The following is a 15,751-nucleotide window of genomic DNA, read 5'->3' on the forward strand; positions in this document are numbered from 1 at the left end:
TATTTTATGGAAATTTAGGGAATTGGTCGAAATCAGGATCACGTTTTTCTTTAAATGAATCGCGTCCTTCTTTGGCTTCATCCATTGTGTAATAAAGTAAGGTCGCATCTCCTGCTAGTTGCTGAATTCCAGCCAATCCGTCTGTATCAGCATTTAAAGATGCTTTGATCATACGTAAAGCAAGCGGACTTTTCTTCAACATTTCTTCTGCCCACTCCATTGTAACCTCTTCAACATCTGCTAAAGGTACAACGGTATTGATCCAGCCCATATCCAACGCTTCTTCTGCTGAATACTGTTTGCATAGGAACCACACTTCTTTAGCTTTTTTATGACCAACCACACGAGCTAAATAGCCAGAACCATAGCCGCCATCGAAACTTCCTACATTCGGTCCAGTTTGACCGAATTTTGCATTGTCTGCTGCAATCGTTAAATCACAAACAAGCTGAAGAACATTTCCTCCACCGATCGAATAGCCTTTGACCATCGCAATAACAGGTTTGGGAATCACACGAATCAACCGTTGTAAATCTAATACATTTAAGCGAGGAACACTATCTTCACCCACATAACCACCATGTCCACGGACTTTTTGGTCACCACCGGAACAAAACGCTTTATCTCCTGCACCCGTTAAAATAATCACGCCGACATCTTGTTTATCACGGCTAATGTTGAATGCATCAATCATTTCCATAACTGTTTTCGGCGTAAAGGCATTGTGTACTTGAGGGCGATTAATCGTAATTTTCGCCACTTTTCCTTCTTGTTCAAATAAAATTTCATCGTATTCTTTGATTGTTGTCCAGTTTCTCATGAGGAAACCTCCTTATAATTTTAAAGCGGAACAAATCGATTAATCCTGTAGAAAATTAGGAAATTGGCATTGAAACGTTCTTTGTTTCACTGACAATTTATCTATTTTCCTAAGGATTGATTTGTGCAGCTAGATAATTTTAAAAGCGTAGTGGGCTCGTCCAGTCGAGGCTAGCCTGCGTAGCTAGCTAACATAAAAGCGGAACAAGCCGCTTAGCTCTGACAGAAAAAAATTGTTTTCAATGTTTCTATTATACACAATTATGTAGTTTTTAGAATGATAGACGGTTTAAAGTGTGATGAAAGAGGAGGTGGAGGACCTCTATTTTTTATAGCTAATTATTACGACATCTTTTCTTGAAGTTTATGTCAGAAAAAAATGTCATCAATGATTTATATTTTTATGATGATACGCTTAAATGAAGTGTAATACTTCATCAAAAATAAACGATTGATTTTTTTGCAAATTTAGCTATAGTTTATTTATAAATAAAAAACTATTTGATACAAACAGCTGAACATTGCTTGTATCAAATAGTTTTTTTAAGAATAACCATCTTAATCACAGCATAGCGATTAAGCGATAAACGGTCGTACCGTTTTTTCCTTTGAATATAATTTATCAATTGGAATAATAATAGTCAACGATTTTACAGAAAAGTTCAACTATCTTTTTAAACTCTTCATGCTCATTATAACAACTACTTCGTTTTAGACACCTTTTTCACAACTCCATTAGCTCTTTTTTTCTATTAGCTTTCATTGCACTGCTTTGTATATATTTTTCATTTAGTAACAGAATACAAATAAAATCATATATTTTCATATTTGAAATTCTTTGTTTTCTATCTAATTTTGCAATTCCGGCATTACCGGCAAATTCTGTAACTTTTTGAGTAGGATTAATTTGTTTTTTCTTTGTTATATTCAAAAGTAAAAGTCGGCTATGTGCCGCAGAATCTCTAAAGTTTTTAGTATACTTTAATAATTCATATACCTCATGAAATATATTACGATTGGATTTATCAACTTCATAATAAAATTCGACAAATCTAATCAGCTCCCCAAAAGACATTAACTCAATCAACACCCAAAAAGGTGGATTGCATTTTCTTTTTACATATAAATCATAATGGTAGCTTTCACTATTTCTATTCCTAGACATTATCTTTTTTTCTACAGAAATATATGTACTTACATCAAAATAAGGATTTTCTGAAAGTATCTTATTTTTGCAGTATTCATCCTACTCCCGATGGAGATTCGTTCCACCTACTATTGATAAAAATAGCCACCATGTATTTAGGTGAATTAATTCAAACATAATCCCATAAAAAATCTCAACTAACGGATTTTTTATGGGATTAAATCTAACTCTTTCCATTCTTTATCAATGTGCTAACATCTCTTGTGCAATCTCAAATCCAGTCATGCTTACAGGATAATAAGTCGGCCAATTATCCATTTCTTCCAATAATTTTTGTTGACTTTCATTACCAAAATAGATATGGAAATGTGCTGCTTTGGAAGGCGCGATGCCATGATCGGAAAATTGAACATACTTATATGGCGTATCCTCCGTTGCTTCAAACAAAAAGCGAACCCCACGATTTCCAGCTTTGTAAGTTAAGATTTCTTTTCCTACGTATTTATATTTCGATGTGTATTTTTTATCCCCCACTATAAATGTCATAGCGTCCTTACTGATATCAATACGATCAACATCCGTTTGATACCCTTTTTGATAGTAATCTTTGTATTCTTCTGCCGTCATTTTTTTTGTTAATTTCTCTTTATAATCAAATACTTGGTCAAACGTGCCATCTTCTAAATAAGGAAATACGGATTGCCACTCACCTGCATAATCAGAAAGAGCACGATCTTTAACATCCTTATCATCAAAGTACCCATTTGAAACAGTCTTATTTACGGCAGTTTCAGTTACTTCTTTTTTAGGTGTCACTTCCGTTGATTTTATCAGCGCTTCTAAATTCTCTTCCATCACACTGATGTACGTTTTTCCCGCCTTCATGTCATCGTTGGTAAGTCCTTCTAACGGATTTAACACAAGTAATTCAACACCGGCTTCACTCGCTAAGGTTTTCGCTACTCGGTCATTCGCATTTTCTTCAAAATAGATATAGTTGATTCCTGTTTCTTCAACTAGCTCTTTCAATTCCGCAATCCGTGAAGGTTTTGGTTCTTGATCTGGAGAAATCCCTGCGATCGGTACTTGTTTTAGGTTGTAATCTAAGGCTAAATAAGAAAAAGCTGTATGTTGCGTAATAAAATTCTTTTGTTTGGCATTCACCAACTTTGCTTCATACAACTTATTAAGCTCTGTTAACTCTTCAATGTAATCAGCTGCATTTTTAGTAAATGTCGTTTTTTGCTCTGGAAATTGGTCGATCAACCCATCTCTGATTGTTTCCACTTCTTTAATTGCACGAAAGGGACTCAACCATAAATGAGGATCATAGTCATGAGAATGCCCTTCATGATTTTCCTTTGCTGAATGGTCATGCTCTTCACTCCCGGGTAAAAGAACCATTCCTTCACTTGCTTTGATACTGGTCACATTCTTGAGTGATTTTTCCATCTTAGGCACCCAGGTTTCCATATATTCACTATTGTAAACAAACGCATCCGCATCTTGTAAGTTAGCGATTTCCTTTGCAGAAGGTTCATAATCATGTGCTTCAGTTCCTGCTGGCACCATCAATGTAACCTCGCCAGCATCACCGACAATATTTCTTGTAAATTCATACATTGGATAAAAAGAAGTGACGATCGTTAGCTGTTTTTTATCTTTATTGACTTCTTTTTCGTTTGTGGGTCTTGTACATGCCGTTAGAATAATCGTTAGTAAAAATATTGCTGTAATAATAATCTTTGACTTCTTTTTCATTTTTAATCTCCCTCAATTTCGATAGTTTCGTTCCTCTGCATATTGCCAATCTGAATAATTTTTTTGTAAAAATTTTAATTACTCAGTCTTTCATCTGAGAACTCCTTTCCGATTTCTCACGGATAAATCGTAACGGTTACGTTTTGATCACATGAGAATATAACAATTTTTTTTACTGTTGTCAAGAAACATTTAAAAAACAGAGAAAAAACATTTAAGTTTTTTCTCTGCTTTTCAATTTTATACAGATGATGGCAAACGAAATGGTTAACTTTATATCAGCTGACTTTTTAAAGATTATTCCATATAAGTACTATTTGTAGGTACTACTTGTGCACCAAATGGCATCAACGCTAGCTTAGCTAGTTTAAAAGACTGCATTCCAAAAGGAATCCCAATAATTGTTACACATAAAATAATTCCACTGATACAATGCCCTACAGCTAACCAGAAGCCACTGAGAACCAACCAAAGAATATTCACTAAAAATGAGGTCGTACTTGTGCTATACACAACTCTTTTACCAAATGGCCAAAAACTCAATCCTGCAAGTTTGAAACACTGTAACCCGATCGGAATCCCAATAATGGTAACGCACCATAAAAGCCCAGCTAACAGCCAAGTCAACCCACCAAAAAAACCGCCAAAAATAAACCAAATAATATTGCCTAAACAACCCATTCTTAGTTCCTACTTTCTTCTTAATTCATTATGAAAATAAATTATACTACAAAATCAAGAAATAAACCCTTGCTTGAAGCATAAAAACTAGTTTAAAGATTATACCTACATACTCTAATGAACTCACGACCTGTGCTATACTTTAACTACTTACCTTCAAAACAAGCGAGAGGATGGATTTCCATGCATTTACTAGACTATCTAAAAATCGAAACAACTGAATTATCAAAAGAAAAAGTTGTCTTAACAATGAAAATAGAAGATTATCATAAACAACCTTATGACGTTTTGCATGGAGGAATGAATGGTATTTTGATTGAAACAGCTTGTAGTTTAGGTGCCAATGAACAGCTGGATCAGGATTCATATGCCGCTGGTATCGATCTTCAAATCAACCATCTAAAAAGTGTTGTCGATGGAACGTTGACTGTAGTTGCTACAGCCGATCGCATTGGACAAGCCCTCCAAGTTTGGGAAGGTAAAATCTTTAATGCTTCTGGGGAATTGACTGCTGTTGGGCGTTGTACATTGATGAGTCGAAAAATAAAGAAGTAATGACAACGAGGTTGGAATAAAAGCTTGTCTCTTTTTAACCACCGTTTATGCGATTTTTAAAGGTTTGTGACATGATAATGCTAAGCGTTATCATGTCACAGACCTTCTTTGTTATCTTTTAAAAAATCGTTCTTGCTAATCCAATCAGCATTCCCATCACTGGCACTAATACCCAAATCCATGAATTCCGATCATTTTTATTATCCTCTTTCATCGTTGCTAAACGTAATCTCAAGTTTTCGTTTTCTACTTTTAATGCTTCGATTTTTTCATTTTGGTTTGTCATATTTATCCGCTCCTAATTAGTTGATAAACTTATTATGACGGATTCCACAATAGAAAAATAGAAGCTTTTGTCAGGGATCAACATGACAAATGTCACCCTTTTTTTTAACATAAAATTTAGCCTTAAACTAGATTATTTCCCCTGTTATGACTTTCAAATTCATCAATAAAGAGGAAAGTACTTCTAATTTTTGTTGATCTACATCTGCATATTTTTGATTTAACATATTTTCCCTTTCTTTTTTGACAAGCGAATACATCAGATATAATTCTTCTGAAGTTAAATTTGATAAATAGACATGATTCGGTTCAGAAAAAGCAAAAGCATCGATCTCAAACGTTTCTGGATTTCTTTTTAAGCTAGTTCTGATCTGAAAACCATTTGAAAAAGTAATCATTTCAACGTATAAATATTCTGAAAAAGTAATCGGTCTGCGCTCATAAACACTCGTTTTTTCTCCGAATATTTCAAGTATATTATCAATGAAGTTAGATAATGCCGTTCCAATATTTAATTGTTTTGAAAAAGTCTTAGATAATAATAATTTTTCTTGTGTCATATTCTTACCTCTCACTTCTTATTACTCTCCATTATAATCATAATTTTTTTCAAAACAAAGCAAAAAGATATTATATTTTTTTTGAATTTATTTAGTATATAAAAAGAACGTTTCAGCATCTTGCGCTGAAACGTTCTTTTTGTATTTATTCTTCTGTTGTTGTGTCTGCATCTGGTGTTTCTGTTTCAATAACTATTGTTTCAACACTTTCAACTTCTTCAACGATTTCATCTGGTTCCGGCTCAACAACCGCCATCGTCACCACTTTTGCATCTTCTTCCATTCTCATCAAACGAACCCCTAATGTAGCACGCCCTGTTTGAGAGACTGAATCGACATTGAAACGAATAATGACCCCTTTATTGGTGATCACTAGAATATCTTCATCTCCATGAACAGTCGTAAGTCCTGCTAGTGGTCCATTTTTCGCTGTAATGTTGGCGGTCTTGATTCCTTTACCGCCACGGCCCTTCACAGGGTACTCAGAGGCTTTTGTACGCTTACCGTAACCATTTTCCGTCAACACTAGAACTTCCGTGTTAGCGTCGAGTAGAGAGGCTCCTACGACGTAATCATCTTCTCTTAGACGAATACCACGCACACCTGATGCTGTACGACCCATGTCACGAACGGCAGTTTCAGCAAAGGTCACAGAATAACCATTATGTGTTCCGATGATCATGTTTTGCTCCCCATTCGTTAAGACAACATTAACTAGTTCATCCTCTTCTTTTAGGCCGATTGCAATCAAACCATTACTTCTAATGTTAGAGAATGCTTTAACGGCGGTACGTTTAACGGTACCTTTACGAGTCGTGAAGAAGAGATAATGACCCTCTTCAGCTTGTCCTTCAACAGCAATGATCGCTTGGATCTTCTCACTAGAATCGATACCTAGCATGTTGATCACAGGAATACCTTTGGCTGTTCTGCCGTATTCTGGAATTTCATAGCCTTTGGCACGGTAAACTTTACCGTTATTCGTAAAGAATAGTAACGTATCATGGGTTGAACAAGAAACAAGATTTTTCACGAAATCGTCATCATGAACACCCATTCCTTGAACACCACGACCACCACGGCGTTGTGCTCTAAATTCACTATTAGCCATTCGTTTGATGTAGCCATTGTTCGTCAAAGTAATCACGACTTCGGCTTCTTCGATCAAGTCTTCGTCCTCTAAACTTAGGACTTCACCGACTAATAGTTCTGTGCGGCGAGCATCGCCGTATTTATCATGAATTTCACCTAGCTCTGTTTTGATGATCTCAATAACACGTTCTGGACGAGCTAAAATATCATTCAAATCAGCAATAAATTTCAATAATTCTTGGTATTCATTTTCAATCTTATCACGTTCTAAACCTGTTAAACGGCGTAGACGCATATCTAGAATCGCTTGTGCTTGACGATCTGAAAATTCAAAACGTTCAATCAAAGAAGCTTTTGCTTCATCGTCTGCTTTTGAGTTTCGAATAATTGCGATGATCTCATCAATGTGATCTAACGCAATTCGTAAACCTTCTAAGATATGAGCACGCGCTTCAGCTTTTTTCTTATCAAATTCTGTACGACGTGTAATAACTTCTTTTTGATGCTCTATATAATTTTCAAGAATTTCTTTCAAGCTCAAAATCTTAGGAATCCCTTTTTCGATTGCCAACATATTAAAACCAAAAGAGGTTTGCAATGCGGTCATTTTATAAAGGTTATTCAAGATAACAGAGGCACTGACATCACGACGAACATCAATGACGATCCGCATACCTTCACGAGAAGATTCATCACGTAAATCAGTGATTCCTTCGATTCGTTTTTCACGGTGCAATTCTGAAATTCGTTCGATCAAGCGTGCTTTATTGACCATATATGGTAACTCAGAAACTAAGATACGTTCTTTACCGTTTGGCATATCAACGATCTCAACTTTGGCACGAATCGTGATCGATCCTCGACCTGTTTCATAGGCACGGCGAATACCCGATTTACCCATAACTAAACCACCTGTAGGGAAATCTGGTCCAGGTAATACTTCCATCAATTCATTCGTTGTTGCATCGGGATTTTCCATCAATAAACTTGCAGCTTCGATTACTTCAGCTAAATTATGGGGCGGAATATTGGTTGCCATCCCAACAGCGATCCCTGTCGTACCATTCACTAACAGGTTAGGGAAACGTGCTGGCAGTACATCTGGTTCTTGTTCTGAGTCATCATAGTTTCCATGAAAATCTACGGTATTTTTATTGATATCACGTAACATTTCCAATGCGATCTTACTCATTCTCGCTTCGGTATAACGCATCGCAGCAGCACCGTCGCCATCGACAGAACCGAAGTTTCCATGTCCATCAACTAGCATACTGCGATAGCTAAATGGTTGAGCCATTCGTACCATTGCTTCATAAATGGATGAATCTCCATGGGGATGGTACTTACCCATAACGTCCCCAACGATACGAGCAGATTTTTTATGTGGTTTATCAGGTGTCACACCTAATTCATTCATCCCGTATAAAATACGACGATGAACTGGTTTTAACCCATCACGAACATCCGGCAACGCACGCGCCACAATAACGCTCATTGCATAATCAATGAAGGATTCTTTCATTTCACTGGTCAGATTGACGTCTTGAATGTTCTCTTTGATTTCTTCACTCATGAATTTATCTCCTTCTTCATTAAATATCTAGATTTTTCACGTAATGGGCATTTTCTTCAATAAATGCTCGGCGTGGTTCAACACGGTCCCCCATCAACATTTCAAAAATTTGATCGGCTTCGATCGCATCATCAACACTGACACGTGACATCAAACGTTTTTCAGGATCCATGGTTGTTTCCCACAATTGATGATCATCCATCTCTCCAAGACCTTTATAACGTTGAACGCTCGGTTTTGGACTAGCTGGTAGGCTCTCTAAAACTTGAGCTAGTTCTTCCTCAGCATTTTTTCCTGGTTGAACGTAGGTGATATTTTTCCCTTGTTTGACCCCATATAACGGTGGTTGAGCGATATATACATATCCCGCTTCAACAACCGGACGCATGAAACGATAGAACAGTGTCAACAACAGCGTACGGATATGTGCGCCATCGACATCGGCATCGGTCATGATTACTAATTTGTGATATCGTGCTTTAGATACATCAAAATCAGCACCAAACCCTGTCCCCATCGCTGTAAATAGTGAACGAATCTCTTCATTCGCTAAAATTTTATCCATGCTGGCTTTTTCAACGTTCAAGATTTTCCCACGAATTGGTAGAATTGCTTGAAATTCGCGGCTGCGACCTTGTTTTGCTGATCCACCGGCTGAATCTCCTTCGACGATGAAGATTTCGCATTTTTCAGGATCTTTACTTGAACAATCGGCTAGTTTACCGGGTAAATTACTGATTTCAAGAGCGCCTTTACGACGAGTCACTTCACGGGCTCTTTTAGCCGCCATACGAGCTTTAGACGCAAGTAGACCTTTTTCAACGATTTGTTTACCCACAGTTGGGTTTTCCATCAAGAATTTATTGAAATACTCAGAGAATAAACGATCTGTAACAGTCCGAACTTCTGAATTTCCTAATTTTGTTTTCGTTTGTCCTTCAAATTGAGGTTCTGGATGTTTGATCGAAATAACAGCTGTCAATCCTTCACGAACATCTTCCCCAGTTAGATTTTCGTCATTTTCTTTCATGATCTTTTGTTTACGAGCGTAATCATTGATGACACGCGTTAATGACGTTTTGAAACCTGATTCATGGGTTCCGCCTTCATAGGTATGAATGTTGTTGGCGAAACTTAGTAAATTAGTATGGTAACCATCTGTGTATTGCATAGAGACTTCAACAATGATGTCTTGTTGTTCTCCTTCAATGAAAACAGGTTCTGGGAACAATACATCTTTATTCGCATTCAAATGCTCTACGTAACTCTTGATCCCGCCTTCGTAGTGATACTCTTTCAAGACAGGTTTTTCTTCACGTTTATCTTCAATAGAGATTTTTAACCCTTTATTCAAGAATGCTAGCTCTCTAACACGCGTCGCTAATTTATCAAAGTTGAATACAATTGTTTCTGTAAAAATTTCTGGATCTGGAATAAAATGGACAGTCGTCCCATGACGATCTGTATCACCAATTACTTTCAAATCATCTTTGACAGCACCTTGATGGAACTCTTGGAAATAAATTTTACCTTCTTTGTAGACTTTTACGTCTAATGTTGTTGATAGAGCATTAACAACAGAGGAACCTACCCCGTGAAGTCCGCCGGAAACTTTATATCCTCCACCGCCGAATTTTCCTCCAGCATGGAGAACCGTAAAGACTGTTTCTACCGCTGGACGACCTGTTTTAGCTTGAATACCGACAGGGATCCCACGTCCATCATCGACAACTGTAATACTATTGTCTTCTTCAATAATTACTTGGATACTTGATGCAAAGCCAGCCAAAGCTTCATCGATCGAATTATCAACGATCTCCCAAACTAAGTGATGTAACCCTTCTGAACTTGTCGATCCTATGTACATACCAGGACGTTTACGAACCGCTTCAAGACCTTCTAATACCTGGATCTGACTGGCATCATATTCTTGGGCACGTTCTTTCATGTTTTTTTCTTCTTCTGTCATATAGATGCTTCCCTCTCTATCTCTCCCTGATGAACATAAAATATATCTGGTTCAACAGTTAATTTATTGTTTAAATGATCCAAACTCGTGGTTGTTAAAAAAGTTTGAACCTTTCCTTCAATCGTTTCTAGCAGGTGCAATTGTCGTTCATTATCTAACTCACTCATGACATCATCCAATAACAAGACAGGATATTCTCCTGTTTCTGAATACATTAAATCAATTTCCGCAAGCTTTACGCTAAGAGCCGTGGTTCGTTGTTGTCCTTGTGAACCATATGTTTGGACATTTTGTCCATTTACATTAAAAATCAGGTCATCTCGATGAGGCCCTAAAAATGTATTTGCCTTAAACAATTCTCGTTTTCGGCTGTCAAAAAGGCTCTGTAATAGTTGCTTTTGGATCTCTTCTAGTGAAAAATTTTCTTTGTCTAATGGGATACTTGAAAAATAGTCGATTGCTAATTCTTCTTTTTCATGGCTGATTTTCTTATGAAGTAGATTAGCCCAATGTTCTAGTTTTTGGATAAATTCTAGACGAGCAAATAAAACTTTACCGCCAAATTCCGCCAATTGCTCCGTTAAAATATCTAAATAAACAAGATCTGATTGTTTTTTTTCAGCTAATTGTTTTAAATATTGGTTGCGTTGTTTTAAGACAGACTGATATTGAACCAAGTCATACAAATAAATTGGATTGACTTGACCTAATTCCATATCGATAAACTTACGCCGCAATTGTGGCGATCCTTTGACTAAAGATAAATCCTCCGGCGCAAATAAAATGACGTTTAGCTGACCGATATATGAACTTAAGCGCTTTTGTTCAATATGATTGACTTTTGTCTTACGACCTTTATTAGAAATAAGGATCTCTAAAGGAACAGTTCCTGTCTTCTTTTGGATAACACCGCTGATTCTTGCAGAATCAGAATCCCAGTGAACCAACTCTTTTTCGTTGCTTGTTCTATGACTGCGGGTCATCGCTAAAACATAAATACTTTCCAGCAGATTTGTCTTGCCTTGCGCATTTTCTCCTAGAAAAATATTTAGTGTTTTAGGGAAATCTAACGTCAGCCCATCATAATTGCGATAATGCTGTACCTCGATTTCATTCAGTCTCATCGATTGGTTCGCCTTTTTTTACCATAAAAAAAGTACCTTCTTCAGGTATCTCAAGCATCATACCAGCATATAATTTACGACCACGGCGATTCTCTAATTCTCCATCTACGAAAACAGTATTCTCAGCTAAGTACCACTTGGCAGCACCGCCGCTACTGATAACATCGACTTCTTTTAAGACTTGACCAAGTGTCATATAATCCGTTTCTAAAACAATCGTCTTTTTCAAACTGCATCCCTCTTTTTTGTTTTCACTTTTACTCTCATATTATACTCTTTTTTAAGCCAAAAAACAAATTTATCCGTCTAATTTTGTTTCTAAGCAATTTTGAATACAATCGACAAAAAATATTCTAACGATTAAAAAAGGCTTAAAATGCATTTTAAGGAGAAATTTGTAAGTTGAGGTTCTTGAAAATTTTTTTACTGGTTTTATTTTGATACTATCAATAATTGACTTATACAGTTCGTCGATATATAATCCACTTGTATAGTTGAACTGTATAATTAAATTGTAAAAAAGGTGTGCATCTATGAACCGTAATAAGATATTACCACTAACAGAAACAACGTTTTACATTATGATTTCACTAATCAACCCATCGCATGGATACGCGATTATGCAAAAAGTAGAAGAATTAAGCGGAGGTCGAGTACAAATCGCAGCTGGTACTATGTATGGAGCCACAGAAAATTTATTGAAACAGAAGTTGATTCGTGAGGTACCTGGCGATGACAAGCGCCGACGCGTTTATATTTTGACCGATATAGGAAAAGATGTTTTAAAGCTAGAAGTAAAACGCTTGAAACAATTAGTCGTGCTTGCTGATGATTTATTATAGGAGCCAATGAAAAAAAGAAGAATCTTTATACGTTTGAAAAGACAATACCTAAGAATTTGAACTATCGGATTGATTATTAAACATTTGAAAAGAAATCTGACTATCTTACTTATTTAACTTTTTTTGAAGATAGTGGTTGGTATCGCGTCAATGGTAATTGTTGGAATGATTCTTATGGAAACCTTCTTTTAAATAATACAGATGCTGCCAATGTTATTTTTTCTATTCGCTGCAATAACTATAAAAAAATGTGTGTAAAAAATGGAATTTCCATTTTTTACACACATTTTTTCCATATATGGTTAATAGTTTTCGTTTTTTAATTTGTACGAACAGGAGTAATCAATTGAATGAAGTCTAAATCCGTTTCTGTCGGTTCCAAAGTAAAGGGACGAATCGCTGAAATAAATTTAACTGTAATACTCATATCCCCGAATGCACGCAATGCATCTTTCATATAATCTGGATTGAAAGAAATCTCCAACGGATCGCCCGTTACTTTTTCATAATTTAATGGTTCTTCCACTTTACCGATTTCAGGAGAGTTTCCATAAAGAATCACCGAATCAGAAGCAATGGCTAAACGAACAATATTATTACGGCCTTCATGTGACAATAATGAGGCACGATCGATAGCGGATAATAATTCAGGAACATAAAAATCGATTTCGGTATTAAAGCTTGTTGGAATCAAACGATTTGTATCAGGATAATTTCCCTCTAGTAAACGAGAATAGAAATACATATTTTGCGTCTTGAACAATACTTGGTTTTCCATAATACTGATTTCGACCATTTCTTCTTCATTTGTGAATGAACGAGAAAGCTCAGTTAAACTTTTCCCAGGAATCACGATATTGAAATTTTCTGCTGCTTGTTCGATTGGAATGATTCGTTGACTTAAACGATGTGAATCTGTCGCTACTGCCAATAATTTTTGATTGTCCAAAATAAAATGAACTCCGGTCAAAATCGGACGACTCTCGTGCAGAGAAACCGCAAAGCCTGTTTCATTGATAATTTTTGTCAACAGGTGAACCGGCAATTGGATTTGATTTTTAGCATCGATCACAGGCAGGTGTGGATAATTATCTGCATCTAATCCGTTTACTGTAAAATCAGCTTTTCCGGAAGTGATGGCGACTTGATTATTATCTAAGACTTCTAAAGTAAACATATCCTCTGGTAATTTACGAATGATTTCGCCAAAGAAACGTGCTTGTAAAACAATACTCCCAGTTGATTCAATCGTCATTTGGGCTTTTTCGTCTTCTTTACTTAGAAAACTTTCAATAGAGATATCTGCATTGCTACCTGTAAGGGTTAATCCTTCATCTGTTAAAACAATTTTAACACCGGTTAAAATAGGGATCGTCGTTTTAGAAGAGATAGCTCTTTGAACTGTTTGTAATTCTTGTAAAAATATATTTCTCTTTACAGTTAATTTCATAATGATTGAACTCCTTTTTTAATTGATTTTAAAAGCATAAATTTTGCGAAGTTAGTTTTGTATTTATATATAAATAAATAATAAAAGTAGTAGGTCCTGTTAATTCTGTGGAAAAGTCAGGAAATGAAATACAAGATAAGTTTTCCACCTGTGTATAACTTGTGGAAAACTTTTTGCTTATTCGCTTTTTTATCCACAGGCTACGAATTAAGTAAGTTTTTGATTTCGCCAACTTCTTTTTGAATCGTTGGATCTTTTTCCATTAATTGCTGGATTTTTTCATGGGCATGGATGACAGTTGTATGATCTTTTCCACCAAACTCGGCACCGATCTTTGGTAGAGAATTCTCTGTCATCTCTCGAGAAAGATACATGGAGATTTGTCGAGGCACAACAATCGATTTGACCCGTTTCTTGCCTTTTAAATCTTTTAATTGAATATGGTAATACTTTGCCACTTCTTCTTGAATTTGTAAAATCGATAGATGGTTTTGACTCCCCACCGATTTTAAAGATTTCAATGCATCTGCTGCTAAACTCGTCGTGATATCTTCGCCATTGATCGTTGCATATGCTTGAACACGGACTAGTGCACCTTCGAGTTCACGAATATTGGAATCAATTTGGCCAGCAATGTAACTTAACGTATCGTCTGGGATCTCTAGTCGTTCTGCATCTGCTTTTTTCCGCAAGATAGCAATTCGAGTCTCTAAATCAGGTGGTGTGATATCGACAGATAGTCCCCATGCAAAACGAGAAACTAACCGCTCAGGTAGTTTTGGAATATCATTGGGCGGCCGATCACTAGTTAGTACGATTTGCTTGTTCTCATTATACAAATCATTAAAGGTATGGAAAAATTCTTCCAAGGTTGCTTCTTTTTCAGCTAAAAATTGAATATCATCGACTAAAAGTAAATCAACATTTCGATATTCTTTTCTAAATTGCTCTGAATTTTTTGTTTGAATCGAATTGATGAATTCATTTGTGAATGTTTCACTACTAACATACTTCACTTTGGCATCAGGGCGATTTTGCAACATTTGATGACCAATTGCGTGCATCAAATGGGTTTTACCCAGTCCAACACCACCATAAAAGAATAAGGGATTATAAATAGAACCTGGGTCTTCTGCCACAACTAAAGCCGCAGCATGCGCCATTTGGTTGCCTTTTCCGATAACAAATGTATCGAAAGAGTACTTTGGATTTAATAAGGCTTTTTTCCCATGTTCAGCAATTTTGTCTTGCGTCACTGGGCTTTTTTTCTCTTCTTGAACGGTCATCGTCTCTTGTTCGCCAGTGACAACAAAATGAGGCATCACTTCAGCACCAGTTAATTTAAAGCCAGTCTCGACGATTTTTGCGGCTAAATTCTTTTCCCAATAGTCTTTATGAACGGCAGAAGGAACCTCTAACCATAACTGGTTATTTTCCAACTTTAACGGTTTAGTCGTTTTTATCCAAGCATCGAAACTTGGCGCAGACAAAACAGATTGGTAAGTATCTTCCAGATCTCTCCAGAAACTTTCCATATCGGGCATATGGTGACCTCCTTAGTTTAAAAGCGAAACAAGCCGCTTAGCTCTGACAGAAAAATAGGAAAATATGACGAAGGTGTTTTTTGCCTTATTCATAGGTTCTCTTTTTTCTGAAAAGCTGGCTTGTGCAGCTAGTATAGAAATAAAAGCGTAATGAGCACTTTTTCAGAAGAACGAAAATAAATTTTTGTATATAAAAAAGCAGAATAAATATAAATAGATAAGCAAATAGAATTTTAGCATTTTTTCGGAACTTTTTCCACAGGCAAATTGTGAATTGTGGAAAAAAAATTCACAGAGGGTTATAAACTTATCCACAAAGAGAGAATAAACGGTGGATTTCTCATCAAAA

At 36.2% G+C, this 15,751-nt stretch carries 14 protein-coding genes; 2 read left to right on the forward strand and 12 right to left on the reverse strand.

Annotated features, from left to right (window positions below; all coding sequences use genetic code 11):
* Nucleotides 1-4: 4 nt before the first annotated feature.
* The 4 genes from menB to IGJ50_RS16245 all read right to left on the reverse strand — a co-directional run bounded on the left by menB (nt 5) and on the right by IGJ50_RS16245 (nt 4,408).
* A complete protein-coding gene (gene menB / locus IGJ50_RS16230) occupies nt 5-820 on the reverse strand; it encodes a 1,4-dihydroxy-2-naphthoyl-CoA synthase (protein WP_069640125.1) in 816 nt (271 codons plus the stop codon).
* 723 nt (nt 821-1,543) lie between these two features.
* Nucleotides 1,544-2,044 carry an Abi family protein gene (locus IGJ50_RS16235; protein WP_429951555.1) on the reverse strand — a complete coding sequence of 167 codons (501 nt, stop codon included), beginning with the start codon at nt 2,042-2,044 and terminating at the stop codon, nt 1,544-1,546.
* Between the two features lie 165 nt (nt 2,045-2,209).
* Nucleotides 2,210-3,727, reverse strand: a complete 1,518-nt coding sequence (locus IGJ50_RS16240) for a zinc ABC transporter substrate-binding protein AdcA (RefSeq protein ID WP_429951475.1) — start codon at nt 3,725-3,727, stop codon at nt 2,210-2,212.
* Nucleotides 3,728-4,024: 297 nt separating this feature from the next.
* Complete coding sequence (locus tag IGJ50_RS16245; RefSeq protein ID WP_429951476.1) at nt 4,025-4,408, reverse strand: YccF domain-containing protein; 384 nt, start codon at nt 4,406-4,408, stop codon at nt 4,025-4,027.
* Between the two features lie 183 nt (nt 4,409-4,591).
* Here IGJ50_RS16245 and IGJ50_RS16250 point away from each other — a divergent pair, with 183 nt between their 5' ends.
* Nucleotides 4,592-4,963, forward strand: coding sequence for a PaaI family thioesterase (locus IGJ50_RS16250; protein ID WP_429951478.1), 372 nt, complete (start codon nt 4,592-4,594; stop codon nt 4,961-4,963).
* Nucleotides 4,964-5,081: 118 nt separating this feature from the next.
* On the opposite strand, the gene IGJ50_RS16255 is transcribed toward IGJ50_RS16250, so the two are convergent.
* From IGJ50_RS16255 to yaaA, 6 genes are all read right to left on the reverse strand, one after another.
* Nucleotides 5,082-5,249: a hypothetical protein gene (locus IGJ50_RS16255; protein ID WP_157804678.1), complete on the reverse strand. Its 168-nt coding sequence runs from the start codon at nt 5,247-5,249 to the stop codon at nt 5,082-5,084.
* Nucleotides 5,250-5,376: 127 nt separating this feature from the next.
* Nucleotides 5,377-5,808, reverse strand: coding sequence for a hypothetical protein (locus IGJ50_RS16260; protein ID WP_207121520.1), 432 nt, complete (start codon nt 5,806-5,808; stop codon nt 5,377-5,379).
* A 145-nt stretch (nt 5,809-5,953) separates the two neighbouring features.
* Nucleotides 5,954-8,473: a DNA gyrase subunit A gene (gene gyrA / locus IGJ50_RS16265; protein ID WP_069640132.1), complete on the reverse strand. Its 2,520-nt coding sequence runs from the start codon at nt 8,471-8,473 to the stop codon at nt 5,954-5,956.
* 19 nt (nt 8,474-8,492) lie between these two features.
* Nucleotides 8,493-10,442 carry a DNA topoisomerase (ATP-hydrolyzing) subunit B gene (gene gyrB, locus IGJ50_RS16270; RefSeq protein WP_069640133.1) on the reverse strand — a complete coding sequence of 650 codons (1,950 nt, stop codon included), beginning with the start codon at nt 10,440-10,442 and terminating at the stop codon, nt 8,493-8,495.
* Nucleotides 10,439-11,566 (reverse strand): DNA replication/repair protein RecF, encoded by a 1,128-nt coding sequence (gene recF, locus IGJ50_RS16275; protein WP_069640134.1) that lies wholly within the window; start codon nt 11,564-11,566, stop codon nt 10,439-10,441. Before recF ends, gyrB begins: the two co-directional genes overlap by 4 nt.
* Entirely contained in the window at nt 11,553-11,795 is a 243-nt protein-coding gene (yaaA, locus tag IGJ50_RS16280) for a S4 domain-containing protein YaaA (RefSeq protein WP_069640135.1), read from the reverse strand. Before yaaA ends, recF begins: the two co-directional genes overlap by 14 nt.
* 304 nt (nt 11,796-12,099) lie before the next feature.
* Here yaaA and IGJ50_RS16285 point away from each other — a divergent pair, with 304 nt between their 5' ends.
* Nucleotides 12,100-12,408 (forward strand): PadR family transcriptional regulator, encoded by a 309-nt coding sequence (locus tag IGJ50_RS16285; protein ID WP_069640136.1) that lies wholly within the window; start codon nt 12,100-12,102, stop codon nt 12,406-12,408.
* Nucleotides 12,409-12,727: 319 nt separating this feature from the next.
* Here the strand turns inward: IGJ50_RS16285 and dnaN are convergent, their stop codons facing one another.
* Together dnaN and dnaA are read right to left on the reverse strand one after the other, a co-directional pair.
* Entirely contained in the window at nt 12,728-13,858 is a 1,131-nt protein-coding gene (dnaN, locus tag IGJ50_RS16290) for a DNA polymerase III subunit beta (protein ID WP_069640137.1), read from the reverse strand.
* Nucleotides 13,859-14,058: 200 nt separating this feature from the next.
* Nucleotides 14,059-15,402: a chromosomal replication initiator protein DnaA gene (gene dnaA / locus IGJ50_RS16295; protein WP_069640138.1), complete on the reverse strand. Its 1,344-nt coding sequence runs from the start codon at nt 15,400-15,402 to the stop codon at nt 14,059-14,061.
* Nucleotides 15,403-15,751 lie beyond the last annotated feature (349 nt).

It is taken from the genome of Enterococcus sp. AZ101 (genome assembly GCF_050499005.1).
GTDB lineage: Bacteria > Bacillota > Bacilli > Lactobacillales > Enterococcaceae > Enterococcus_L > Enterococcus_L ureilyticus.